General features: G+C 67.9%; 18 protein-coding genes and 3 rRNA genes. 1 reads left to right on the forward strand and 20 read right to left on the reverse strand.

Annotated elements, in window-relative coordinates; all coding sequences use genetic code 11:
* Window positions 1-94: 94 nt before the first annotated feature.
* The 9 genes from xerD to QNO26_RS10255 are packed head-to-tail and all read right to left on the reverse strand — an operon-like array spanning window position 95 to window position 8892.
* Window positions 95-1018 carry a site-specific tyrosine recombinase XerD gene (xerD, locus tag QNO26_RS10215; protein WP_257638766.1) on the reverse strand — a complete coding sequence of 308 codons (924 nt, stop codon included), beginning with the start codon at window positions 1016-1018 and terminating at the stop codon, window positions 95-97.
* A 1-nt stretch (window position 1019) separates the two neighbouring features.
* Entirely contained in the window at window positions 1020-1616 is a 597-nt protein-coding gene (locus QNO26_RS10220) for an NUDIX domain-containing protein (protein ID WP_257638765.1), read from the reverse strand.
* The gene (gene pyrG, locus QNO26_RS10225) at window positions 1609-3303 is read right to left on the reverse strand and encodes a CTP synthase (RefSeq protein WP_257534009.1); all 1695 of its coding nucleotides are present in this window, start codon (window positions 3301-3303) and stop codon (window positions 1609-1611) included. The genes QNO26_RS10220 and pyrG overlap by 8 nt, the downstream gene beginning before the upstream one ends.
* 6 nt (window positions 3304-3309) lie before the next feature.
* Window positions 3310-5013: a DNA repair protein RecN gene (recN, locus tag QNO26_RS10230; protein WP_257638764.1), complete on the reverse strand. Its 1704-nt coding sequence runs from the start codon at window positions 5011-5013 to the stop codon at window positions 3310-3312.
* 28 nt (window positions 5014-5041) lie between these two features.
* Entirely contained in the window at window positions 5042-5977 is a 936-nt protein-coding gene (locus QNO26_RS10235) for an NAD kinase (protein ID WP_257534004.1), read from the reverse strand.
* Window positions 5974-6774 (reverse strand): TlyA family RNA methyltransferase, encoded by an 801-nt coding sequence (locus QNO26_RS10240; RefSeq protein WP_257638763.1) that lies wholly within the window; start codon window positions 6772-6774, stop codon window positions 5974-5976. The genes QNO26_RS10235 and QNO26_RS10240 overlap by 4 nt, the downstream gene beginning before the upstream one ends.
* Entirely contained in the window at window positions 6771-6959 is a 189-nt protein-coding gene (locus tag QNO26_RS10245) for a hypothetical protein (protein ID WP_257534050.1), read from the reverse strand. Before QNO26_RS10245 ends, QNO26_RS10240 begins: the two co-directional genes overlap by 4 nt.
* A gap of 29 nt (window positions 6960-6988) precedes the next feature.
* The gene (locus QNO26_RS10250; RefSeq protein ID WP_257534002.1) at window positions 6989-8035 is read right to left on the reverse strand and encodes an HAD-IIA family hydrolase; all 1047 of its coding nucleotides are present in this window, start codon (window positions 8033-8035) and stop codon (window positions 6989-6991) included.
* The gene (locus tag QNO26_RS10255; RefSeq protein ID WP_257638762.1) at window positions 8035-8892 is read right to left on the reverse strand and encodes a tetratricopeptide repeat protein; all 858 of its coding nucleotides are present in this window, start codon (window positions 8890-8892) and stop codon (window positions 8035-8037) included. The genes QNO26_RS10250 and QNO26_RS10255 overlap by 1 nt, the downstream gene beginning before the upstream one ends.
* On the opposite strand from QNO26_RS10255, the gene QNO26_RS10260 reads away from it, so the two are divergent.
* On the forward strand, window positions 8887-9942 hold the full coding sequence (locus QNO26_RS10260; protein ID WP_257638761.1) for a hypothetical protein: 1056 nt from the start codon (window positions 8887-8889) through the stop codon (window positions 9940-9942). The two genes, QNO26_RS10255 and QNO26_RS10260, sit on opposite strands and share 6 nt — an antisense overlap.
* Before the next feature lie 45 nt (window positions 9943-9987).
* Here the strand turns inward: QNO26_RS10260 and rrf are convergent.
* The 11 genes from rrf to argC all read right to left on the reverse strand — a co-directional run bounded on the left by rrf (window position 9988) and on the right by argC (window position 24222).
* Window positions 9988-10104 (reverse strand): 5S ribosomal RNA (rrf, locus tag QNO26_RS10265).
* A gap of 106 nt (window positions 10105-10210) precedes the next feature.
* A 23S ribosomal RNA gene (locus QNO26_RS10270) occupies window positions 10211-13316 on the reverse strand.
* 430 nt (window positions 13317-13746) lie between these two features.
* Window positions 13747-15270, reverse strand: a 16S ribosomal RNA gene (locus tag QNO26_RS10275).
* Together the 16S, 23S and 5S rRNA genes form the textbook arrangement of a ribosomal RNA operon.
* Window positions 15271-15744: 474 nt before the next feature.
* Window positions 15745-16389: a SatD family protein gene (locus tag QNO26_RS10280; RefSeq protein ID WP_257533147.1), complete on the reverse strand. Its 645-nt coding sequence runs from the start codon at window positions 16387-16389 to the stop codon at window positions 15745-15747.
* 50 nt (window positions 16390-16439) lie between these two features.
* Window positions 16440-17870 carry an argininosuccinate lyase gene (gene argH, locus QNO26_RS10285; RefSeq protein ID WP_257638258.1) on the reverse strand — a complete coding sequence of 477 codons (1431 nt, stop codon included), beginning with the start codon at window positions 17868-17870 and terminating at the stop codon, window positions 16440-16442.
* Window positions 17871-17879: 9 nt separating this feature from the next.
* Window positions 17880-18968, reverse strand: coding sequence for a heparan-alpha-glucosaminide N-acetyltransferase domain-containing protein (locus QNO26_RS10290; protein ID WP_257533150.1), 1089 nt, complete (start codon window positions 18966-18968; stop codon window positions 17880-17882).
* Complete coding sequence (gene argF, locus QNO26_RS10295) at window positions 18947-19870, reverse strand: ornithine carbamoyltransferase (protein WP_257533151.1); 924 nt, start codon at window positions 19868-19870, stop codon at window positions 18947-18949. Before argF ends, QNO26_RS10290 begins: the two co-directional genes overlap by 22 nt.
* A complete protein-coding gene (locus QNO26_RS10300) occupies window positions 19867-21114 on the reverse strand; it encodes an acetylornithine transaminase (protein ID WP_257638257.1) in 1248 nt (415 codons plus the stop codon). Before QNO26_RS10300 ends, argF begins: the two co-directional genes overlap by 4 nt.
* Window positions 21111-22010: an acetylglutamate kinase gene (gene argB / locus QNO26_RS10305; RefSeq protein WP_257533156.1), complete on the reverse strand. Its 900-nt coding sequence runs from the start codon at window positions 22008-22010 to the stop codon at window positions 21111-21113. The genes QNO26_RS10300 and argB overlap by 4 nt, the downstream gene beginning before the upstream one ends.
* Window positions 22007-23164, reverse strand: a complete 1158-nt coding sequence (gene argJ, locus QNO26_RS10310; protein WP_257533158.1) for a bifunctional glutamate N-acetyltransferase/amino-acid acetyltransferase ArgJ — start codon at window positions 23162-23164, stop codon at window positions 22007-22009. The genes argB and argJ overlap by 4 nt, the downstream gene beginning before the upstream one ends.
* Window positions 23161-24222, reverse strand: coding sequence for an N-acetyl-gamma-glutamyl-phosphate reductase (gene argC / locus QNO26_RS10315; RefSeq protein ID WP_257533159.1), 1062 nt, complete (start codon window positions 24220-24222; stop codon window positions 23161-23163). The genes argJ and argC overlap by 4 nt, the downstream gene beginning before the upstream one ends.
* Between the last annotated feature and the right edge of the window lie 86 nt (window positions 24223-24308).

Consider the following 24308-nt stretch of genomic DNA (forward strand, 5'->3'; position numbering starts at 1 on the left):
ACCCACGGCCTCGCGCCCACCCCCGCGCCGTGCAAACCCCGCCCCCGCCCCGCCCCCAACCGCGAGCGTCGGAGCCGCGCGGGCGGGCGGGGGGTCAGCGGGCGCGCGGGTGGGACGTGACGTAGACGTCGCGCAGCGCGTCGGGTGAGACGTAGGTGTAGATCTGGGTCGTGGCCACCGAGGCGTGGCCGAGCAGCTCCTGCACGACGCGCACGTCGGCTCCGCCCTGCAGCAGGTGCGTCGCGAAGGAGTGCCGCAGCGTGTGGGGCGACACGTGCGCCGTCAGCTGCGCCCTCTCGGCCGCCTTGCCGATCACCGCCCACGCGCTCTGCCGCGACAGCGGGGCGCCCCGCACCCCGAGGAACAGCCGCGGCGTCGCCCGCCCCCGGCGCGACAGCTCCGGCCGCACCCGCGTGAGGTAGGAGTCGACGGCGGTGCGCGCATACGACCCGATCGGCACGATGCGCTCCTTGTCGCCCTTGCCCCGCACCCGCAGCACGTCGCCGTGGGCGAGGTCGTCGACGTCCAGCTGCACGATCTCCGAGATGCGGGCACCCGTGGCGTACAGCAGCTCCAGCAACGCGCGGTCGCGGATGCCGACGAGGTCGCCCGCGGCGGCATCGGATGCCAGGGGCCCCGACGCGTCGAGCAGGGCCTCGACCTGCGCGATCGTCAGCGCCTTGGGCAGTCGCCGGGCCGCCTTGGGCGGGCGCAGGCGGCCGGTGGGGTCGCCGGCGGCGATGCCCTCCCTCGCCAGATACCGGTGGAAGGAACGCACGGCGGACTGCAGGCGGGCGAGGCTCGCCGCGGCGGGCGGCGGGTCGGCCGCCGCCCGATCGGCGATGAACCGCGTCACGACGTCGGCGGTGATCTCGTCGGTGTCGGCGATGCCCTGCTCCCCCAGCCACCGCGAATACGCGTCGAGGTCGCGGCGATAGGCGGCACCGGTGTGCTCGGACAGACCGCGCTCGATCGCGACGTGCCGGAGGAACGCGTGCACCGCGCGATCGACCTGCATGTCAGCGCCCGGCAGCTCCGGCCCGGCGCAGGTGCTCGGCCGCGGCGAAGGCGCCCAGCGCGAGCACGCCGTTGCGCACCCGCCCGGCCAGCACCGCGGTGATCACGTCGTCGACGGCCACCCACTCCACCCGGATGTCCTGCTCCTCCTCGGTGCGTTCATGCACCTGCGGGGCAGCGGACAGTCCGCGCGCCAGGAACACGTGCAGCGTCTCGTCGCTGCCCCCGGGACTCGTGTGGAAGCTCAGCAGGGGCTCCCACTCCGCCGCCACGAGGTCCGCCTCCTCCGCCAGCTCGCGCTTCGCCGTCTCGGCCGGCGGCTCGCCCTCGACGTCGAGCAGCCCGGCGGGCAGCTCCCAGTCGCGGGCGCGGATCGGATGCCGGTACTGCTGCAGCACCAGCATCCGGCCCTCATCGTCCAGCGCGACGACCGCGACGGCACCGGTGTGCTGCACGTAGTCGCGCACGATCTGCCCGTCGCCGTAGCGGACGGTGTCGTGGCGCACGTCCCAGACGTGACCGGAGTAGACCAGGTCGCTCTGCTCGACCTCGAACGAGACCGGTTCGTCGCGCAGCCAGCCGGCGGTGTCGTCAGTCATTCTCGACGTCGAACAGCTCGCTGGCACGGTGCCGCTCCACGGCGGCGGCCACGAGCCCGCGGAACAGCGGGTGCGGGGCGGTCGGACGCGAACGCAGCTCGGGGTGGGCCTGGGTGGCGATGTAATACGGGTGCACGTCGCGCGGCAGCTCGACGTACTCCACGAGCCCCAGGTCGGGGTTGATGCCGGAGAAGACGAGCCCGGCGTCGGCGATCTGGTCGCGGTAGCGGTTGTTGACCTCGTAGCGGTGACGGTGACGCTCGTAGGCGACGTCCGAGCCGTAGAGCTCCGCCGCCAGCGATCCCTCCGCCAGCTGGGCGGGGTACAGGCCCAGACGCATCGTGCCGCCCAGGTCACCGCCGGCGAGGATGTCGACCTGCTCCGCCATCGTGGCGATGACCGGGAACTCGGTGTCGGGGTCGAACTCGCTCGACGACGCGCCTTCGAGTCCGGCGACGGACCGCGCGTACTCGATGACCATGCACTGCAGGCCGAGGCAGATGCCGAGGGTGGGGATGCCCTGCTCGCGGGCGAACCGCAGCGCCCCGAGCTTGCCCTCGATGCCGCGGATGCCGAAGCCGCCCGGCACCACGATGCCGTCGACACCCGCCAGCGCCTTCGCCGCACCCTCGGGCGTCTCGCACAGGTCGGACGGGATCCAGGTGATCTTGACCTTGGTCTCCTGCCCGAAGCCGCCCGCCTTCAGCGCCTCGGTGACCGAGAGGTACGCGTCGGGAAGGTCGATGTACTTGCCGACCAGGCCGATGGTCACCTCGTGCTTGGGGTTGTGCACGGCCTGCAGCACGGTGTTCCAGCGCGTCCAGTCGACCTCGGCGGCCTTGGTCAAGCCGAGGGCGCGCACGATGTACTCGTCGAGTCCCTGCTCGTTGAGCATGGTCGGGATGTCGTAGATGCTCGGCACATCGACGGCGTTGACGACGGCATCCTCGTCGACGTCGCACATGAGCGCGATCTTGCGCTTGTTCGACTCGGTGACGGGACGGTCGCTGCGCAGCACGAGCGCGTCGGGCTGGATGCCGATGGAGCGCAGCGCCGCGACGGAGTGCTGGGTGGGCTTGGTCTTCTGCTCGCCCGAGGCGCCCATGAACGGCACCAGCGAGACGTGCACGAAGAACACGTTGCCGCGGCCGAGCTCGTGGCGGATCTGACGAGCGGACTCGATGAACGGCTGCGACTCGATGTCGCCGACGGTGCCGCCGATCTCGGTGATGATCACGTCGGGCTGCGGCTCCTCAGAGGCCTGCAGGCGCATGCGGCGCTTGATCTCGTCGGTGATGTGCGGGATGACCTGCACGGTGTCGCCGAGGTACTCGCCGCGACGCTCCTTGGCGATGACCTGCGAGTAGATCTGGCCGGTGGTCACGTTGGCGGCCTGACTCAACTCGATGTCGAGGAAGCGCTCGTAGTGCCCGATGTCGAGGTCGGTCTCGGCGCCGTCGTCGGTCACGAAGACCTCGCCGTGCTGGAACGGGTTCATCGTTCCGGGGTCGACGTTCAGGTAGGGATCGAGCTTCTGCATCACCACGCGCAGTCCGCGCGCGGTCAGAAGGTTGCCGAGGCTCGCGGCGGTCAGGCCCTTACCCAACGAGGAAACGACACCGCCCGTCACGAAGATGTGCCTGGTGGTGTCGTTCGAAATGATGCCCGCGGTAGAAGTTTCCGTCACGGGCTTTCATCCTATCAGTCCGGCGGCGCCCAAGCTGAGCAGTTCGCGCGCGTGGGTGAGTGCGGCCTCGGAATCGGTCATGCCCGACAGCAGCCGCGCCATCTCGGCCTCGCGATCTGCGCCCTCCAGGCGGCGCACGCTGGAGGCGGTGACGGAGCCGTCGTTGGCCTTCACCACGCTGAGGTGGTTGGTGGCGAAGGCGGCGACCTGGGCGAGGTGGGTGACCACGACGACCTGCGACGATTCCGCCAGCCGCGCCAGCCGGCGCCCCACCTCGATCGCGGCGGCGCCGCCGATGCCGGCATCCACCTCGTCGAAGACGAATGTGGGAACCGGCTCGGTGGCGGCGATGACGACTTCGAGGGCGAGCATGACGCGGCTGAGCTCGCCGCCCGACGCGCCCTTGGCCACCGGGCGCGGGTCGGCGCCCGGGTGCGGCGCGAGGAGGATGGTGACATCGTCGCGGCCGGCAGCGGAGGCGGCGCCGGGGGCCAACTCGACGACGAGACGGGCGTCGGGCAGCGCCAGCGCCCGCAGCTCGGCGGTGACGGCGGCGCCGAGCCGGCCGGCGGCCGCGGTGCGGGCGGCAGTCAGCGCCGCGGCGGCGGCGTCGAGGACGGATGCTGCGGCGTCACGCTCCCGCTCGAGCCGCGCGATGCGGTCGCCGTCGTCATCGAGTTCCGCCAGGCGCGCCGAGCCGTTCTCGAGCAGCGCGATCGCGGCGTCCACGGTGCCGTGCACGCGGGTGAGGGTGGCCAGCTCCGCGCGGCGCGCCTCGACGAGCGCGAGTTCCTGGGGGCCGGTCTCATCGAGGTCGGCGAGGTAGCCCGAGAGGCTCTGAGCGAGGTCCACCGCGCGGTAGCCGATGTCGGCGGCCTGTTCGGCGAGGGCCGCGAGGGTGTCGTCGCGGTCGGCAGCGCGCTCGAGAGCACGCCGCGCCTCGGCGGCCAGCACCGCGACATCCGGCGCGTCGTCGTCCGAGGACAGCGCGGTGTGGGCGGAAGCGGCGGCGATGCGCAGCTCCTCGACGTGCGACAGGCGCTCCGCGCGGCGGGCCAGCTCGTCGTCCTCGCCCGGCTGGGGGTCGACGCGCTCGATGTCCGCCAGCAGCAGGCGCAGCTCCTCGGCCTCGCGGGCGCGGGTGTCGCTCTCGCCGGTGAGGTGGGTGAGTTCGGCATCCAGACCACGCCACGTCTCATAGGCCTCGCGATACGCCGCCAGGGCATCGGCGACGGGGGCGCCGCCGAAGCGGTCCAGGGCGTCGCGCTGCGCCACCGACGAACGCAGCCGCAGCTGGTCGGACTGCCCGTGCACGACGACCAGTTGATCGGCGAGATCGGCGAGCACTCCGGCCGGCGCGGTGCGGCCACCGACGGTGGCGCGGCTGCGGCCCTCACTCGAGAGCGTGCGGCCGAGGTACAGCTCGGCATCTCCCCCGCCGATGGGCTCGAGATCGCCGCCGGCCTCACGCACCCGCTCCGCGACGGCGCCGTCTTCCGGGACGATCCACGTGCCCTCGACGGACGCCTGCGCAGCTCCCGAGCGCACCGCACCGGAGTCGGCGCGCTGGCCCAGCAGCAGCCCGAGGCCGGTGACGACCATGGTCTTGCCGGCGCCGGTCTCGCCCGTGATCGCCGTGAAGCCGCGCCCCATGGGCAGTGTGGCCTGCGCGATGACGCCCAGGTCGCGCAGGCGGATCTCCTCGATCACGCGGTCTCCTCCCCCGGCGCGGCGGCGGTCACGGTGCCTCCGCGTCGACGGGCCCGGCGGGGCCGCGCCAGCCGGTGACGGGCAGCTGGAACTTGCGCACCAGCCGGTCGGTGAACGCGGCGGGGTGCAGCCGCGCGAGCCGCACCGGGCTGGGCGATCGACGCACCACGACGCGCGCACCCGGCGGCAGGTCGTGCGAACGGCGCCCGTCGCACCAGAGCACGCCGATCCCGTTGTTGCGGTGCAGCACCTCGATCGCGACGGCCGCGTCGGGGCTGACCACGAGCGGGCGGGCGAACAGGGCGTGGGCGGACAGCGGAACGACCGTGATCGCCTCCACGGTCGGCCAGACGACCGGTCCTCCTCCGGAGAAGTTGTAGGCGGTCGAGCCGGTGGGGGTCGAGACGACCACGCCGTCGCAGCCGAAGCTCGACAGCGGCCGGCCGTCGATCTCGATCACGACTTCCAGCATCCGCTCGCGGCTCGCCTTCTCCACCGTCGCCTCGTTCAGCGCCCACGTCTCGTAGATGACCGTGTTGCCGGCATCCTTCACGCGCACCGACAGCGCCAGGCGCTCCTCGACGTCGTAGTCGCGGGCGATGACGCGGCGCACCGCGTCGTCCATGTCATCCCGCTCGATCTCCGCGAGGAAGCCGACATGGCCCATGTTGATGCCGAGCACCGGCGCGGTGCAGTCGCGCACCAACTCCGCGGCCCGGAGGATCGTGCCGTCCCCGCCCAGCACGATGGCCAGTTCGATGTCGGAGACGTCGACGTCGGTGCCGAGTGTCGCGACACCGGTGAGGTCGACGCCGACGCCCTCGAGGTCGGCCCGGTCGTCGGCGGCGAGCACGGGGCGGGCGCCCGCGGACTGCAGCGCCTGCATCACCCGGCGCGCCGCGTCGGCGTTGTCGTCCCGGTGGGCGTGCACGACGACGAGGATGCTGCGCTCGGGATGGGTCATTCGATCTCCGCCAGTCGGTTCACGGTGCCCAACCATTCTGTCGGATTGCCGTCGACGCCCGGGCGGAGATGCACGAGATACTCGACATTGCCGTGGGTGCCTGCCAGCGGCGAGGCGATGAGGCCGCAGGTGCCGAGCCCGGCATCCCACGCCGCCCACAGCACCCCGGCGGTGGCGTCGGCGCGCAGCCCGGCGTTCTTCACGAGCCCCTCGCGCACCCCGGTGCGCCCCACTTCGAACTGCGGCTTGATCAGCAGCACGATGTCCGCATCGGGTGCACTGACGGCGGCGACCGACGGCAGCACGTGGCTGAGCGAGATGAACGACAGGTCGCCGGTGACGACGGTGGGCGCACCGGCGACCCCCGCCGCCTCGGCCAGGGAGGCCGCCGTCATGTGCCGCACATTGAAGCCCTCGACCACCCGCACGCCCGGGTCGGCGGCGACGGATGCCGCGAGCTGGCCGTGTCCGACATCGACGGCGAGCACGGGGTCGGCGCCCCGCTCCCGCAGCACCTGGGTGAAGCCGCCCGTCGACGCGCCCATGTCGAGGGCGAGCCGCCCCCGCACGTCGATGTCGAACGCGTCGAGGGCGGCGATGAGCTTGTGCGCGGCGCGGCTGACGTAGTGGTCGGAGGCGGCGACGACGATCTCGGCGTCGTCGTCCACGCGCGCCGACGCCTTCACCTGCGGTCGTCCGTCGACGCTCACCAGGCCGGCGGCGATCAACTGCGCGGCGTGGGTGCGCGAGCGCGCCAGTCCTCGTGCGGCGACGACGGCGTCCAGGCGGGCGGTCATGCCGCCGGGTCTGCGGGACCGGACTGCAGGCGCCGGGCCAGTTCGTCGTGGAGGGCCGCGTACCCCTGGGCGCGCTCCCCCAGCGGCTGGTCCTCGATCACCTCGATCGCCGACAGCAGGTCGTCGCGCGGCTGCGGCTGCTCAGGATCGAGCGCGGCGGCGTCGGGTGCGGCATCCATCGGCATGCCCCCAGGATAGGCGCTGGCGCGCCGGATCAGGGGCGGTGGAACGGGTCGGCGTACAGTCGCTCGGGCACACGGAAGCCGAAGATCCCGCGACCGGTCGCCCAGATCGCCGCAGCGCCCGCGCGCACCAGGTCGATCGGGCGGGAGCCTTCGGAGAGGATGTGGATGTCGGGACCGTCGATGCGCACCGACGCATCGCGCACGGTCGTGACATCGCCGATGGTCTTCACCTCGGGGTACGGCTCGTGCAGCTCCCGAAGGTCGCCGAGGATGTAGGTGGGACGCGAGTGCGGGGGCGCTGCGAGCACGTGCTTCGGCCGGTCGACGCCCGTGAGCACCAGCACCGACGGGATGCCGGCGGCCTGCGCTCCGGCGATGTCGGTGTCGAGCCGGTCGCCGAGGAAAAGCGGGCTGGACGCGCCGAAGCGGGCCACGGCCTCGTCGAAGATGGGCTGCTCCGGCTTTCCGGCGACCACCGCGAGACGACCGACGGCCGTGTGCACCGCCGACACCAGCGTGCCGTTGCCCGGCGCGAGGCCCCGCGCCTGCGGGATCGTCCAGTCGGTGTTGGTGGCGATCCACGGGATGCCGCCTTCGTCCTCGGGGAGGGCGAGCGCGTACGCGGCTTCGGCGAGATGCTGCCAGCCGACGTCGGGGGCGAACCCCTGCACGACCGCTGCCGGAGCGTCCTCGGCGCTGCGCGTCACCGCGTAGCCGGCTTTCTCCACCTCGACGGTGAGACCGTCACCACCCACGACCAGGATGCGCGCGCCCGGGGCGACCCGTTCGCGCAGCAGCCGCATGGCCGCCTGAGGGCTGGTGACGACGTCCTCGGGGCGGGTCCCGGTGAGGCCGAGGTCACGGAGATGTCCGGCGACGGTGGCATCGGTGCGGGAGGCGTTGTTCGTGATGTAGCCGAGCCGCCGGCCCTCGCCGGCACGCTGCAGGCTCTCCACCGCGTGCGGCAGCGGACCCGGCCCGGCGTAGACCACGCCGTCGAGGTCGGCCAGCACCGCGTCGACGCCGTCGAGCGGCGTACGCTCAGCGGCTGCGGCCGAACGGGAGAACAGCCTCATCACGCCTCCGGGTCGTGGTCGAAGAGCGTCTCGCTCTTCGGGTCGATCGAGTCATCGGATGCCGGCGCCTCGGCGTCAGGATCCGGCGCCACCTGCGGCTCGGACTCGAACTCGGAAACCGGCTCCGACGACGCCTGCGCCTCATCAGCAACCGCCTCATCAGCAACCGCCTCATCAGCGGACTGCGGCGCGATGTCGTCTTCCTCGAGCGTGATCTCCTCCACCTCGTCGACGACCTGCACCTCGTCATCGGCCGGGCCGCCGAGGGCCGCCTCGATGACCTCGGCGGCGACGACCGCGCGACGCTGCCACTCGGCGGCCTCGCTGTCGCGGCCGAGTTCTTCGAGCACGGCGGCGCGGGCGGCGAAGAGCGCGGGGCTCCACTCGAACGCCCGGTCGGGGTCGAGTTCGGGGATGTCGAGTTCGGTGAGCGCACGCTCCGGCTGGCCGAGGTCCAGCTGAGCGCCGGACATGGCGATGGCCAGCTCCACGCGCGCGGGCGTGGGGAGGGTCGCGCGATCGACGGAGCGCCCGACCTCGAGCGCACGGTCGGGACGACCGACGCCTCGCTCGCTGTCGACCATCAGCGCGATCTGGTCGTCGCGTCCGGAGATGCGGCGGTAGGTGCGCAGCTCCCGCAGCGCCAGGGCGAAGTCGCCGATGGCGTACGCGGTGATCGCGGCCGTCTCGCGTGCGACGGCGATCCTGCCGGCACGACGGGTGGCCGCCAGCGCGTGCTCGTGCGCCAGCTGAGGGTCCTCGTCGATGAGCTTTGCTGCCATCGCGAGGTGGCGGCCGACCTGCTCGGCGTTCTCCTTGCTCAGGGTCTTCAGCTCGTTGCGCGCCGACGGATGCAAGTCGCGTGCGGTGACCTCATCGGGGATCTGCGGTCCGGACTCGCGCTGCTCCTGCGGCGGTCGCGAGACGCGCCGATCGTCGCGGGCGTCGAAGGGGCGGCCACCGCCGTCGCGAGGGGCGTAGGGCTTGCGGTCGCCATCACGCTTCTCGTACGGGCGACGCTCACCATCGCGGGGCGGGTACGACTTCCGCTCACCATCGCGCGGCGGGTAGGACCGACGCTCGCCATCGCGAGGCGGGTACGACTTACGCTCACCATCACGGGGCGGATACGACCGACGCTCACCATCGCGGGGCGGGTACGACTTCCGCTCACCATCGCGCGGCGGGTAGGACCGACGCTCGCCATCGCGCGGCGGGTAGGACTTACGCTCACCATCACGGGGCGGATACGACCGACGCTCACCGTCGCGAGGGGCGTACGGCTTGCGGTCGCCGTCGCGCGGCGGGTAGGACTTACGCTCACCATCGCGGGGAGGGTACGACCGACGCTCACCGTCGCGAGGGGCGTACGGCTTGCGGTCGCCGTCGCGCGGCGGGTAGGACTTACGCTCACCGTCGCGGGGAGGGTACGACTTCCGCTCGCCGTCGCGGAGAGGATACGACCGACGCTCACCATCACGAGGCGCAGACGGCTTGCGATCGCCGTCGCGCGGCGCGTAGGACTTACGCTCACCATCACGGGGAGGGTACGACTTCCGCTCACCGTCTCGAGGCGCATAGGGCTTCCGCTCGCCGTCGCGGGGCGCATAGGGCTTCCGCTCGCCGTCGCGGGGCGGGTAGGAGCGACGCTCACCATCACGGGGAGCATACGGCTTGCGATCGCCATCGCGCGGCGGGTACGACTTCCGCTCACCGTCACGAGGCGCAGAGGGCCTCCGCTCGCCGTCGCGCTTGACGAAGGGCTTACGCTCCCCCTCGCGCTTCTCGTGCGGCTTGTTCTGGCCAGTGTTTCGCCGGTCCGCGGATGCGCCCTTGGGTCGCTGGCGCGCTCCGTCGTCCGGTCGCTGCTCGTCCGTCATCTCGGCTCCTTCCCTATTTGCTTGTAAACGCGAAAAGGCCACCCAACTCTGGGTGGCCATTTCACGGAAGAAGTCCGGCGGTGTCCTACTCTCCCACAGGGTCCCCCCTGCAGTACCATCGGCGCTGAGAGGCTTAGCTTCCGGGTTCGGTATGTGTCCGGGCGTTTCCCTCTCGCTATGGCCGCCGAAACACTATTGATGTTTCAGTCTGCACACAACAAAAGATTGTTGTCATGCGGTTCTCGACCGTACATCGAGAACCACTCAGTGGACGCGTAGCACCTCAAACGGGTGTGTTATCAAGTCATCGGCTTATTAGTACCAGTCAGCTGCATGCATTGCTGCACTTCCACATCTGGCCTATCAACCCAGTAGTCTAGCTGGGAGCCTCTCGCCCGAAGGCATGGAAGTCTCATCTTGAGGCCGGCTTCCCGCTTAGATGCTTTCAGCGGTTATCCATCCCGAACGTAGCTAACCAGCGGTGCTCCTGGCGGAACAACTGGCACACCAGAGGTTCGTCCAACCCGGTCCTCTCGTACTAGGGTCAGATCCTCTCAAACTTCCTACGCGCGCAGCGGATAGGGACCGAACTGTCTCACGACGTTCTAAACCCAGCTCGCGTACCGCTTTAATGGGCGAACAGCCCAACCCTTGGGACCTACTCCAGCCCCAGGATGCGACGAGCCGACATCGAGGTGCCAAACCATGCCGTCGATATGGACTCTTGGGCAAGATCAGCCTGTTATCCCCGAGGTACCTTTTATCCGTTGAGCGACAGCGCTTCCACAAGCCACTGCCGGATCACTAGTCCCGACTTTCGTCCCTGCTCGACCTGTCAGTCTCACAGTCAAGCTCCCTTGTGCACTTACACTCGCCACCTGATTGCCAACCAGGTTGAGGGAACCTTTGGGCGCCTCCGTTACTTTTTGGGAGGCAACCGCCCAGTTAAACTACCCACCAGGCACTGTCCCTGAACCGGATTACGGTTCGAAGTTAGATATCCAGAGTGACCAGAGTGGTATTTCAACAATGACTCCACATGAACTGGCGTCCATGCTTCAAAGTCTCCCACCTATCCTACACAAGCCACACCGAACACCAATACCAAGCTGTAGTAAAGGTCACGGGGTCTTTCCGTCCTGCTGCGCGTAACGAGCATCTTTACTCGTAATGCAATTTCGCCGAGTTCGCGGTTGAGACAGTTGGGAAGTCGTTACGCCATTCGTGCAGGTCGGAACTTACCCGACAAGGAATTTCGCTACCTTAGGATGGTTATAGTTACCACCGCCGTTTACTGGGGCTTAAATTCTCAGCTTCGCCTTGCGGCTAACCGGTCCTCTTAACCTTCCAGCACCGGGCAGGCGTCAGTCCGTATACATCGTCTTGCGACTTGGCACGGACCTGTGTTTTTAGTAAACAGTCGCTACCCACTAGTCTCTGCGGCCTCCAAACGCTTTCGGAGCAAGTCCTAATACGTCGAAGGCCCCCCTTCTCCCGAAGTTACGGGGGCATTTTGCCGAGTTCCTTAACCACGATTCTCTCGATCTCCTTGGTATTCTCTACCTGACCACCTGAGTCGGTTTGGGGTACGGGCGGCTAGAACCTCGCGTCGATGCTTTTCTTGGCAGCATAGGATCACCCACTTTTTATCCGCATCGTGTCTCAGCCTGTATGAGTGACGGATTTGCCTATCACTCGGCCTACGCACTTGCCCCGGGACAACCATCGCCCGGGTTGGGCTACCTTCCTGCGTCACACCTGTTAATACGCTAACCGCACCAGCATGGGGTCGTGCGCTAGCTCCAACGTTCTCACCCCGAAGGGATCGAATCAGAGGAATTCGGGCACTTAGCACCACTGGATTAGCTTGGGCGGTTCTTCGCCGGTACGGGAATATCAACCCGTTGTCCATCGACTACGCCTGTCGGCCTCGCCTTAGGTCCCGACTTACCCAGGGAAGATTAGCTTGACCCTGGAACCCTTGGTCTTTCGGAGGACGTGTTTCTCACACGTCTTTCGCTACTCATGCCTGCATTCTCACTCGTGTAGCCTCCACGGCTGGTTCACACCGCCGCTTCGCTGGCCACACGACGCTCTCCTACCCATCAACACGGCTGGACCACGAAGGCCTACCAATAATGTCAATGCCACAACTTCGGTGGCGTGCTTGAGCCCCGTTACATTGTCGGCGCGGAATCACTTGACCAGTGAGCTATTACGCACTCTTTCAAGGGTGGCTGCTTCTAAGCCAACCTCCTGGTTGTCTAAGCAACTCCACATCCTTTCCCACTTAGCACGCGCTTTGGGACCTTAGTTGGTGGTCTGGGTTGTTTCCCTCTCGACTATGAAGCTTATCCCCCACAGTCTCACTGCTGCGCTCTCACTTACCGGCATTCGGAGTTTGGCTGACGTCAGTAACCTTGTAGGGCCCATCGGCCATCCAGTAGCTCTACCTCCGGCAAGAAACACGCAACGCTGCACCTAAATGCATTTCGGAGAGAACCAGCTATCACGAAGTTTGATTGGCCTTTCACCCCTATCCACAGCTCATCCCCTCAGTTTTCAACCTAAGTGGGTTCGGTCCTCCACGACGTCTTACCGTCGCTTCAACCTGGCCATGGATAGATCACTTCGCTTCGGGTCTAGGACATGCGACTGAATCGCCCTATTCAGACTCGCTTTCGCTACGGCTACCCCTCACGGGTTAACCTCGCCACATATCGCTAACTCGCAGGCTCATTCTTCAAAAGGCACGCTGTCACCCCTACTAAGGAGGCTCCAACGGTTTGTAAGCAAACGGTTTCAGGTACTATTTCACTCCCCTCCCGGGGTACTTTTCACCTTTCCCTCACGGTACTTGTCCGCTATCGGTCATCTGGGAGTATTTAGGCTTATCAGGTGGTCCTGACAGATTCACACGGGATTTCTCGGGCCCCGTGCTACTTGGGATACTCTTCGCGTCAAGAGAGGCATGTCGACTACGGGGTTCGCACCCTCTATGACCAGGCTTTCAATCCTGTTCGTCTATACCTTCTTGTAACGCCGACAATTCGGCAGAACTGTCTGAAAAGTCCCACAACCCCGAATACGCAACTCCTGCCGGATATCACACGTACTCGGTTTAGCCTGTTCCGGTTTCGCTCGCCACTACTAACGGAATCGCGGTTGCTTTCTCTTCCTGTGGGTACTGAGATGTTTCACTTCCCCACGTTCCCTCTACCCGCCCTATATATTCAGGCGGGAGTCACTGGGTCGGCACGCCGCCCAGCGGGGTTTTCCCCATTCGGAAATCCTCGGATCAAAGTGTGCTTATCCACTCCCCAAGGCTTATCGCAGATTGCTACGTCCTTCTTCGGCTCCAGATGCCAAGGCATTCACCGTTTGCTCTTAAAGACTTGAAAATCACATGAGTTTGAATCAAAACTCGCAACCCAAGCTGCAAGCAGCTCGGATCAGAAATTGACTAATGATCTTTAAGATCATCGATCGAAACAATCCATAAAGGATCATCTCGAAGATGCTCGCGTCCACTGTGTAGTTCTCAAAGTACGGGCGGTACCCACCCCGCTCACCAGCAAAGCCGGCAAACAAAAGCAGGTCCAGAGGATCCGTCTGACACTCAACCCCGAAAGGCCAGTGCGCATCCGTCCCTCAGGACCCAACAGCGTGCATGTGCCGGCAGCCTCACCCCACCCGTTCCAGCTGCAAGCAGCGTACTGAGATGAGGTCAACCCTCCGACACCAAGTCAAATGTTCCACCCATGAGCTACCGGCGGGAACGTATGTCCCGATCCGGCGCCTGGACACCCGAGGGTGCCAGATGCTCCTTAGAAAGGAGGTGATCCAGCCGCACCTTCCGGTACGGCTACCTTGTTACGACTTAGGTCCTAATTACCGATCCCACCTTCGACGGCTCCCTCCACAAGGGTTGGGCCACCGGCTTCAGGTGTTACCGACTTTCATGACTTGACGGGCGGTGTGTACAAGACCCGGGAACGTATTCACCGCAAGCGTTGCTGATCTGCGATTACTAGCGACTCCGACTTCATGAGGTCGAGTTGCAGACCTCAATCCGAACTGGGACCGGCTTTTTGGGATTCGCTCCACCTCACGGTATTGCAGCCCTTTGTACCGGCCATTGTAGCATGCGTGAAGCCCAAGACATAAGGGGCATGATGATTTGACGTCATCCCCACCTTCCTCCGAGTTGACCCCGGCAGTATCCCATGAGTTCCCACCATTACGTGCTGGCAACATAGAACGAGGGTTGCGCTCGTTGCGGGACTTAACCCAACAATCTCACGACACGAGCTGACGACAACCATGCACCACCTGTTTACGAGTGTCCAAGAGTTGACCATTTCTGCCCCGTTCTCGTATATGTCAAGCCTTGGTAAGGTCTTCGCGTTGCATCGAATTAATCCGCATGCTCCGCCGCTTGTGCGGGTCCCCCGTCAATTCCTTTGAGTTTTAGCCTTGCGGCCGTACTCCCAGGCGGGGAACTTAATGCGTTAGCTGCGTCACGGAATCCGTGGAATGGACCCCACAACTAGTTCCCAACGTTTACGGGGTGGACTACCAGGGTATCTAAGCCTGTTTGCTCCCCACCCTTTCGCTCCTCAGCGTCAGTTACGGCCCAGAGATCTGCCTTCGCCATCGTGTTCCTCCTGATAATCTGCGCATTCCACCGCTACACCAGGAATTCCAATCTCCCCTACCGCACTCTAGTCTGCCCGTACCCACTGCAGGCCCGAGGTTGAGCCTCGGGATTTCACAGCAGACGCGACAAACCGCCTACGAGCTCTTTACGCCCAATAATTCCGGATAACGCTTGCGCCCTACGTATTACCGCGGCTGCTGGCACGTAGTTAGCCGGCGCTTTTTCTGCAGGTACCGTCACTTTCGCTTCTTCCCTGCTAAAAGAGGTTTACAACCCGAAGGCCGTCGTCCCTCACGCGGCGTTGCTGCATCAGGCTTTCGCCCATTGTGCAATATTCCCCACTGCTGCCTCCCGTAGGAGTCTGGGCCGTGTCTCAGTCCCAGTGTGGCCGGTCACCCTCTCAGGCCGGCTACCCGTCGACGCCTTGGTGAGCCATTACCTCACCAACAAGCTGATAGGCCGCGAGCCCATCCCAGACCGAAAAATCTTTCCAACTGCTGACCATGCGGTCGCAGCTCGTATCCAGTATTAGACGCCGTTTCCAGCGCTTATCCCAGAGTCAGGGGCAGGTTGCTCACGTGTTACTCACCCGTTCGCCACTGATCCACAGAGCAAGCTCTGCTTCACCGTTCGACTTGCATGTGTTAAGCACGCCGCCAGCGTTCATCCTGAGCCAGGATCAAACTCTCCGTAAAAGAAAAATACTGACAACGACCGGAAAAAGGCCGAAGCAGCGAGTTTGAACTGACCAAATGGATGTCATTACTGACTTATCCGTTGCCGACACCGAAGTGCCGGACTTTGATCCAAAGGAATCTCACCCGGTAAAAACCGGGACGAGGTTATTTGGCATTTGACAAGTGCACGCTGTTGAGTTCTCAAGGATCGGATGCTCCTGCTGTTCGGCCTCTCGACCTCCCCCGCAGGGCAACTTCTCTATCTTACCCATCTCGCGGCGCTTGTCAAATCGACCAGCCGGCGAGTCGGGGAAGATCCATCCACGTCAAAGACGCTTCGTTCCGAGGAGCGAGTGGGATGGGTTGTGGCTACTTGAGGGGGCGGGGCCTTCCGGCCGCTTCGCTTTCCCCTGTGGGGCCAACAGAGAAAACATTACGCCGCTCCTGCGGTCTCGGCAAATCAGGCCCGCATCCCGGGTGTGTCGCGCGGAATCACGGGGACAGGAGGGTCTGCACCGCGTCGACGAGCACCGCTCCCCCGGAGGAGACCAGCGCCTGGGAGACGGCCGACTGACTGATGTCCTCGTCCGCGGCGATCGCACGCTGGGTATGGCCAAGGCATCGCCGGTAGGTGATGCGACGTGCGCGCTCCCCCATGGCGGAGATCAGCTGGTCGCGGGTGAGGAGTGCGGCATTGGCCAGTCGGACGGACTGGGCTGTGGCGGCATCCTCCCCTTCTGCGGCGACCGCCCACGTGCGCGACGACGGGAGAGCGCGGCTCTGCTTGGCGTGCACGATGTCGATGGCCGCCCGCGCAGCCCACCAGGCCGGCCCCTCGGAGATGGTGCCGACCGCCGTCGACGGCACGTCGCGGACGGGCCCCACCCCGATGCCGAAGCGGCACTCGATGCCATCGGGAAGAGCGAGACGCAGCAGCAGGGTGGCCGTGGTCGCCCCGACGAGGGTGGGGTAGACCCCCTGCAACTCATCGCCCACGATGGGGCGCAGCGGCCGGTCGGCGAGCGGAAAGTCCGCCTCCACCCGTGCGATCGCCGCATCCAGGGCGGCCTGCGCGGTCGCCCGGTCCGGCAACCGGCGCGAGCCGACGATGTCTGCGATCACCGCTGCGTGGCTCATGCCATAAGGCTAGTGCTTATATCTAGAAAATATCAGTGCTTTGCTTATTTTCAGAGGCCCAGCGCATGCGCTGCGGCCTGCGCGCGCGTGATCAGTTCGGCGCGCTGCTCCCCCACGCGCACCGGCGCCGTGCCGCCCGCGCCGTCGCGGCTGGCGACCGACCCCTCGATCGTGAGCACCTCCCGCACGTCGGGGGTGAGCAGCGACGACACCTCGGCGAGCAGGGCGTCGTCGGCGTCGTGCAACTCGATGCCGCGCCGCTCGCATGCCTGCACCAGTGCACCCGAGATCTCGTGCGCGTCACGGAAGGGCACGCCGCGCTTGACGAGCCATTCGGCCACGTCGGTGGCGAGGGAGAACCCCTGCGGCGCGAGGGCGGCCATGCGGTCGGTGTCGAACCGCAGTGTCGCGACCATCCCGGCGAACGCGGGCAGCACCACCTCGAGGGTGGTGACCGAGTCGAACACCGGCTCCTTGTCCTCCTGCAGATCGCGGTTGTAGGCCACGGGCAGGGCCTTCAGCGTCGCCAGCAGGCCCGACAGATTGCCGATCAGCCGACCCGCCTTGCCGCGGGCGAGCTCGGCGATGTCGGGGTTCTTCTTCTGCGGCATGATGCTCGACCCCGTCGAGTAGCCGTCATCGAGCGTGACGAAGCCGAACTCGCGAGTGTTCCAGATGATGACGTCCTCCGCGAAGCGCGAGACGTCGACGGCGATCATCGCCGCCACGAAGGCGAACTCGGCCACGACATCACGCGCTGCGGTGCCGTCGAGGGAGTTCTCCGCCGGGCGCGCGAGCCCCAGTTCGTCGGCGACCAACTGCGGGTCGAGCCCCAGGGTCGCCCCTGCCAGGGCACCGCCGCCGTAGGGCGACACGCTGGCGCGCACCGACCAGTCCCGCAGCCGCTCGAGGTCGCGCACCAGCGGCCACGCGTGCGCCTGCAGATGGTGGGCCAGCAGGATCGGCTGGGCGTGCTGCAGGTGGGTGCGCCCGGGCATGATCGCCGTCGGGTGCGCTTCGGCCTGTGCGACGATCGCGTCGATGACGCGCAGGATCTCGCGCGCGATGACGCGGGCGTGGTCGAGCAGATAGAGCCGCACGAGCGTCGCGATCTGGTCGTTGCGGCTGCGACCGGCGCGCAGCTTGCCGCCGAGGTCGGCGCCGACCTCGGCGATGAGTGCCGCTTCGAGCGCACCATGCACGTCCTCGTCGCCGGGCGCGGCGGTGAGGGAGCCGTCCTGCACGGCGGCGGCCAGCGCATCGAGGCCGGCGTGCATGCGCGCCTCCTCGTCGGCGGTGAGGTAGCCGGCTGCGGCGAGCGCTTTCGCGTGGGCGTGGGAGCCGGCGATGTCGTAAGGAGCGAGCACCCAGTCGAAGTGCGTCGATCGGCTCAGCGCCGCCAGTTCCGGCGACGGGCCCGTCGCGAACCGCCCACCCCAGAGTGCGCCCGCGTTCGTACCTTCGCTCTTGCTTCCGCTCACCGCTCCAGCCTACCGGGGCACGACCGCCCGGTCGGGGACGGCCCGGCCCGCCACGACGCCCACCAGCCACTCGAGCGGTCCGCGCCCGATGAGCAGCGCCCACGCCGTGCAGCCGAGGAGGATTCCGATGGTGATCGGCCAGAACGGCTCCAGCGCACGGAACGCGGCGAGGTCCTGGGTGCGCCCGAGTGCCGCGATCGCCCAGATCACCCAGACGACGAGTTGAGCCACATAGGCCGTCAACGGCATCGCACCCGCCGCCCGCAGCGGCAGCACCAGCCACCGCAGCGGCGTGCGGCACAGCAGCAGGCACACCCCGATCACCGCGATCGCGAAGCCGCCGGATCCGATGACCTCCAGGATGCCGCTGGAGTGCGGTCGCGCCGTCCACGTCGCCGCCCACACCGATGCGCCCTCTTCGTGTTCGCGCGTGCCCGAGACGGCGGCGAGGCCGTAGCCCGTGAGGGTGAGGGCCGCGCCGGCGACCACGAGACGCAGCTGCACCATCGCGTCCCGCAGGTCGGTGCGGGCCAGGCCCATCCCCGCGAGGACGAACGCGATCCACACCGGGAACGGATAGTGCCAGCCCAGCAGCAGCGACACGTCCCCGCCCACCGGCGTCCCCCACCACGGGAGCATGTCCAGTGCGGCCTGCACGAACGGCATCGTCACCGCGCAGCCCGCGGCGACGAGGAACAGGGTGCGGGCGGACAGCCGGGTGAACGGCAGCGACAGGAGGAACAGCAGTGCGTACGCGGGCAGGATGACGAAGACCGGCACGCCGGTGGCGATCAGCGCGAGGCCGATCAGGTACAGCATCCCGGCACGCAGGGCCAGCCGCGCCCGCGCGCTGCGCATGCGCTCGCCCGTCAGCGGGGTTCGTCCCCCGGTGACGATGCCGACCGACACCCCGGCGAGCGTGGCGAAGAGGATGGACGAGCGGCCGTCCACGATTCCCGTCCAGGGTGCGGCCTCAGCCACGCGCTCGTCGAGCAGGTGCGCGGCGAGCATGCCGACGATCGCGAGCCCCCGTGCCAGATCGATCCCGGCCAGCCGGCCGGGCGCGTCCAGTCGGGTTACCCCTGCCGCAGCAGCCACACCAGCAGCGCCTTCTGCGCGTGCAGCCGATTCTCCGCCTCGTCCCAGACCACGCTCTGCGGCCCGTCGATCACTTCGGCGTCGACCTCGTAACCGCGGTCGGCGGGGAGGCAGTGCAGGAAGATCGCGTCGGGTGAGGCGAGCGCCATGGTCTCGGCGGTGACCTTGTAGGCGCCGAGGTCGCGCAGGCGCGCGGCCTTCTCCTCCTCCTTGCCCATCGACACCCAGGTGTCGGTGACGATCACGTCGGCGCCCGCGGCGGCGGCGGCCGGGTCGGTGTACAGCGTCAGCGAGCCGCCCGTCTCGGCGGCGCGACGGTGTGCGTCGGCGACCACGGATTCCTGCGGGCCGTAGCCCTCGGGAGCGGCGATGCGCACGTGCATGCCGGCGGTCACACCGGCGAGCGCGTAGGAGTGGCCCATGTTGCTCCGGCCGTCGCCGAAGAACGTCAGCGTGAGCCCGGCGGGGTCGCCCTTGTGCTCGCGGACGGTGAGCAGATCGGCCAGCAGCTGGCACGGGTGGAAGTCGTCGCTGAGCGCGTTGACGACAGGCACCCGGGTTCCCGCGGCCATCTCCTCGAGCCCTGCCTGCGCGTAGGTGCGCCAGACGATCGCGGCGACCTGGCGCTCCAGCACCCGTGCGGTGTCGGCGGGGGTCTCCTTGCCTCCCAACTGGCTGTTGGCCGTGGAGATGATCAGCGGCGAGCCGCCGAGGTCGGCGATGCCCACCGCGAAAGAGACCCGGGTGCGGGTGGAGGACTTGTCGAAGATCACCGCGACCGTCTGCGGGCCTTCCAGCGGCTTCAGCTTCCAGCGGTCCTTCTTCAGCGCGACGGCCAGGTCGAGGATCTCGGCCTGTTCGGCGGCGGTCAGGTCGTCGTCGCGCAGCAGGTGGCGGGTCACGCGGGGGCCTCCTCGGAGTGGATGGGGGTGTCGTTCGCGGGGTCGTCGAGCAGCAGAGCCTGCTCGACCGTGGACAGGGAGCGCGCGAACAGGTCGGCGAATTCGTCGATCTCGACGTCGCCGATGGTCAGCGGCGGCGCCAGGCGCACCGTGCGGTCGTTCGCGGCGTTGACGATGAGTCCGTGCTCCTGCGCGGCGGCGACGATCGCGGCGGCGACGGGATGCCGCAGGGCGACGCCGATCAGCAGACCCTGCCCGCGGCATCCCTCCACCAGGGGTGAGCCGATCGCGGCGATCGCCTCCCGGATCTGGGGGCCGCGCGCGGCGGCGTTGCCGACCAGGTCGGCGGACTCGATCTCGGCGAGCACGGCCGAGGCCACGGCTGTGCCGAGCGCATTGCCGCCGAACGTGGACCCGTGGGTGCCCGGGTAGAACAGCTCCCCGGCTTCGCCGAACGTGATGAGCGCGCCGATCGGGAAGCCGCCGCCGATGCCCTTGGCCACGGTGATGGCGTCGGGGACGATGCCGGCGTGCTGGAACCCGAACCAGGCGCCGGTGCGTCCGGCGCCGGTCTGGATCTCGTCGATGATGAGCAGCGCGCCGTGCCGGGCGGTGAGCTCGCGCGCGGCCTGGAGGAAGCCGGCCGGCAGTTCCACCACGCCCGCCTCGCCCTTGATGGGCTCCACGAACAGCGCCGCGACCCGGTCGTCGAGCGCTGCCTCGAGCGCCTCGACGGTGGAGTCGATGAATTCGACGCCGGGAACCATCGGAAGGAACGGCTCCTGCATGTACGGCTTGCCGGTCAGGGCGAGGGTCCCCATCGTGCGGCCGTGGAAGGCATCCTTCAGCGCGATGATGCGGGGGCGCTCGGCGCCGCCGTGCAGACGGGCGAGCTTGAAGGCGGCCTCGTTGGCCTCGGCGCCCGAGTTGGCGAAGTACACCCGGCCGCTCTCGCCGGTGCCGGCCAGGCGCTTGAGGCGCGCGGCGAGCTCGAGCTGGGGCGGCGTGGCGAAGAAGTTCGACACGTGCGCGAGGGTCGCCGCCTGGGTGGCGACCGCTTCGACGAACGCCGGGTGGGCGTGACCGAGGGAGGTGACGGCGATGCCGGCGAGGAAGTCGAGGTAGCGGCGCCCCTCGGCATCCCACAGCGACGCGCCCTCCCCGCGCACGAACAGTGCGTACCGATCGCCGACGTTGCGCACCAGATCCCGGCGTGCGTCGTCCTGCCAGTTGTCCGCGGTCATCCCGCCACCACCTCCGTGCCGATGCCCTGTTCCGTGAAGATCTCCACCAGCAGCGAGTGGGGCTGGCGGCCGTCGATGATGGCCGCGGTGTCCACTCCCCCGTCCACCGCGTCCAGGCATGCCTGCATCTTCGGGATCATCCCCGACTCCAGGCTCGGCAGCATGGCACGCAGGTCCGTGGCCGTCAGGTGCGACACCAGCGAGCTGCGGTCGGGCCAGTCGGCGTACAGACCCGGCACATCGGTGAGGATGATGAGCTTCGTCGCCCCGAGCGCGACGGCGAGCGATGCCGCGGCGGCGTCGGCGTTGACGTTGAGCGACTGGCCGGGGTTGTCCAGGTCGGGCGCGATGCTCGAGACCACCGGGATGCGACCGGCGGCGAGCTGATCCAGCACCGGCTGCGGGTCCACCTCGACGACGTCGCCCACGTTGCCGAGGTCATGATCCACCCCGTCGACGTGCACGCGGCGACGACGTCCGCCGAACAGGCCGGCGTCCTCGCCCGAGAGGCCGCTGGCGAACGGGCCGTGCGTGTTGATGCGGCTGACCAGCTGCGGGTTGATCTGACCGGTGAGCACCATCCGCACCACCGAGATCGCCTCGGTGGAGGTGACCCGGTAGCCGCCACGGAACTCGCTCGGGATCTCCAGGCGGTCGAGCATGCGGGAGATCTGCGGCCCTCCGCCGTGCACGACGACGGGCTTGACCCCGACGAAACGCAGGTACGCGATGTCTTCGGCGAAGGCGTCCTGCAGCTCTTCGGAGACCATGGCGTTGCCGCCGAACTTGATGACGATGATCTGCTCGCTGAAGCGCTTGAGCCACGGCAGCGACTCGATGAGCACGCCCGCCTTGACCGCGGCCTCTTCGGGGGTGGTCTGCTGGATGTCGGTCATGAGGAATAGGCGCTGTTCTCGTGGACGTAGTCGTGCGTGAGGTCGTTGGTGAGGATCGTCGCCGCGGCGTCGCCGACCTTCAGGTCGATGTGCACGTGCGTTGCGCGGGGGGTGAGGTCGACTTCCTCGCGGGGGCGGTCCGGGCCGCCGGCGGTGCACACGCGCACCCCGTTCATCCAGACGTCCACGTCGTACGGGTCGAACGCCGCGTCGGTCGTGCCGATCGCCGCCAGCACGCGACCCCAGTTCGGGTCGTTGCCGAAGATGGCGGCCTTGAACAGGTTGTTGCGCGCGACCGAGCGTCCCACCGTAACGGCGTCGTCCTCGGTCGCCGCCGCGGTGACCTGGATCGTGATGTCGTGGCTGGCGCCCTCGGCGTCGCCCTGCAGCTGACGGGCGAGGTCGCTGCAGACCGCGGTGAGCGCGGCGCGGAACGCGTGCGGGTCGGGGACGACGTCGGTGGCACCGCTCGCGAGCAGCGTCACCTGGTCGTTGGTCGACATGCAGCCGTCGGAATCGAGCCGGTCGAAGCTCACTCGGGTGGCGGCGCGCAGGTGGGCGTCGGCCTCCGCGGCGTCGAGCACGGCGTCGGTCGTGATCACCACGAGCATGGTCGCCAGGCCAGGAGCGAGCATGCCGGCGCCCTTGGCCATGCCGCCGATCGTCCAGCCCTCCCCGCGGAAGACGCTGGACTTCTGACGCGAATCGGTGGTCATGATCGCCTGGGCGGCATCGTCGCCACCCTCCGGCGACAGCGCGGCGATGCCCCGCGCGACGCCGTCGAGCACTTTGGCGCGGAAGACCTCGTCGCCGGTGCCGATCAGGCCGGTGGAGCAGACGAGCACGTCGCCCGCGCTCACCCCGAGCAGTTCTGCCGTCTTCTCGGCCGTCTGGTGGGTGGTCTGGAAGCCGAACGATCCGGTGAAGCAGTTCGCGCCGCCGGAGTTGAGCACGATGGCCTCGACGACTCCGTCGGCGATCGCCTGCTGGGACCAGATGATCGGGTTCGCCTTGGCGCGGTTGGTGGTGAACACCGCGGCGCCGACCTTGCGGGGGCCGCGGTTGACGACGATCGCGACGTCCTTGTTGCCGCTGGACTTCAGGCCGACGGCCACGCCGGCCGCTTCGAATCCCTGTGCTGCGGTGACGCTCACGGTGCCACTCCGTTCACGGTCAGGCCCGTGGCCTCGGGAAGGCCGAGGGCGATGTTCATCGATTGGATCGCCGCGCCGGCGGTGCCCTTGACGAGGTTGTCCACCGCCGCGACGACGACGACGCGGTTCGCGGCGCGGTCGATCGCGAGGCCCAGCAGCGCGGTGTTGGCGCCGACCACGTCGGCCGTGCGCGGGAAGGTGCCTGCGGGGAGCAGCTGCACGAACGGCTCGTCGCGGTACGCCTGTTCCCAGGCGCCGCGGATGTCGGCATCCGTCGCGCCGGGGGCGATGGGGGCCGAGCTCGTGGCGAGGATGCCGCGGGCCATCGGCACGATCACGGGGGTGAACGAGACGCGGATGCCGGCGGGGTCGGCACTCTCGGAGCTCGCGGCTGCGGCGAGCGCCTGCCGGATCTCGGGAATGTGCCGATGCGTGCCGCCGACGGCATACGGGTTCGCGCTGCCGAGGACCTCGGCGGCGAGCAGGTTCGGCTTGAGGCTCTTGCCCGCTCCGGACGGTCCGACGGCGAGCACCGAGACGATGTCGCCCGGGTCGATGACGCCGGCGGCCACACCGGGCGCGAGGCTGAGGCTGACGGTGGAGGCGTTGCAGCCGGGAGCGGCGATGCGGCTCGCGCCCACGAGGCGGTGACGCTGCTTCCCGCCGTCGACGAGCAGTTCGGGGACGCCGTAGGCCCACGGTTCCGGGAACGGCCCGCCGTAGAACTGCTCCCACGCCGCGGCGGACGTGAGACGGTGATCAGCGCCAGCGTCGATGACGAGCGGGGTGTCGGCCAGCGCGTCGGTGTACTGCGCCGACTGCCCGTGGGGCAGGGCGAGGAACACGATGTCGTGCCCGGCGAGCACCTCGGGCGTGGTCTCCTGCAGCTGCAGGTGGGCCAGCGACCGCAGGTGCGGCTGGTGGTCGATGAGGGGCTGCCCGGCGTTGGAGTGCGCCGTGACGGTGCGGATCTCGATGTCGGGATGAGCGGCGAGCAGACGCAGGATCTCGCCGCCCGCATAGCCGGAAGCGCCGGAGACGGCGACCGAATAGGTCATGAATACACCTTAATTGGCTGGGATGCGGGGCCGGTGACGGCGACACCGACGGCGGCTGGACGGCCGCGCGCAGGGTCGCCTAGAGT

Origin of the sequence: Microbacterium sp. zg-Y1090, assembly GCF_030246945.1 — a bacterium.
GTDB lineage: Bacteria > Actinomycetota > Actinomycetes > Actinomycetales > Microbacteriaceae > Microbacterium > Microbacterium wangruii.

What these genes read in the sequence shown, in the direction of transcription:
- xerD (WP_257638766.1), bottom strand. Translation starts at nt 1,018, where the DNA reads ATGCAGGTCGATCGCGCGGTGCACGCGTTCCTCCGGCACGTCGCGATC.
- QNO26_RS10220 (WP_257638765.1), bottom strand. Translation starts at nt 1,616, where the DNA reads ATGACTGACGACACCGCCGGCTGGCTGCGCGACGAACCGGTCTCGTTC.
- QNO26_RS10235 (WP_257534004.1), bottom strand. Translation starts at nt 5,977, where the DNA reads ATGACCCATCCCGAGCGCAGCATCCTCGTCGTCGTGCACGCCCACCGG.
- QNO26_RS10240 (WP_257638763.1), bottom strand. Translation starts at nt 6,774, where the DNA reads ATGACCGCCCGCCTGGACGCCGTCGTCGCCGCACGAGGACTGGCGCGC.
- QNO26_RS10245 (WP_257534050.1), bottom strand. Translation starts at nt 6,959, where the DNA reads ATGCCGATGGATGCCGCACCCGACGCCGCCGCGCTCGATCCTGAGCAG.
- QNO26_RS10250 (WP_257534002.1), bottom strand. Translation starts at nt 8,035, where the DNA reads ATGAGGCTGTTCTCCCGTTCGGCCGCAGCCGCTGAGCGTACGCCGCTC.
- QNO26_RS10260 (WP_257638761.1), top strand. Translation starts at nt 8,887, where the DNA reads ATGCAAGTCGCGTGCGGTGACCTCATCGGGGATCTGCGGTCCGGACTC.
- QNO26_RS10280 (WP_257533147.1), bottom strand. Translation starts at nt 16,389, where the DNA reads ATGAGCCACGCAGCGGTGATCGCAGACATCGTCGGCTCGCGCCGGTTG.
- QNO26_RS10300 (WP_257638257.1), bottom strand. Translation starts at nt 21,114, where the DNA reads ATGACCGCGGACAACTGGCAGGACGACGCACGCCGGGATCTGGTGCGC.
- argB (WP_257533156.1), bottom strand. Translation starts at nt 22,010, where the DNA reads ATGACCGACATCCAGCAGACCACCCCCGAAGAGGCCGCGGTCAAGGCG.
- argC (WP_257533159.1), bottom strand. Translation starts at nt 24,222, where the DNA reads ATGACCTATTCGGTCGCCGTCTCCGGCGCTTCCGGCTATGCGGGCGGC.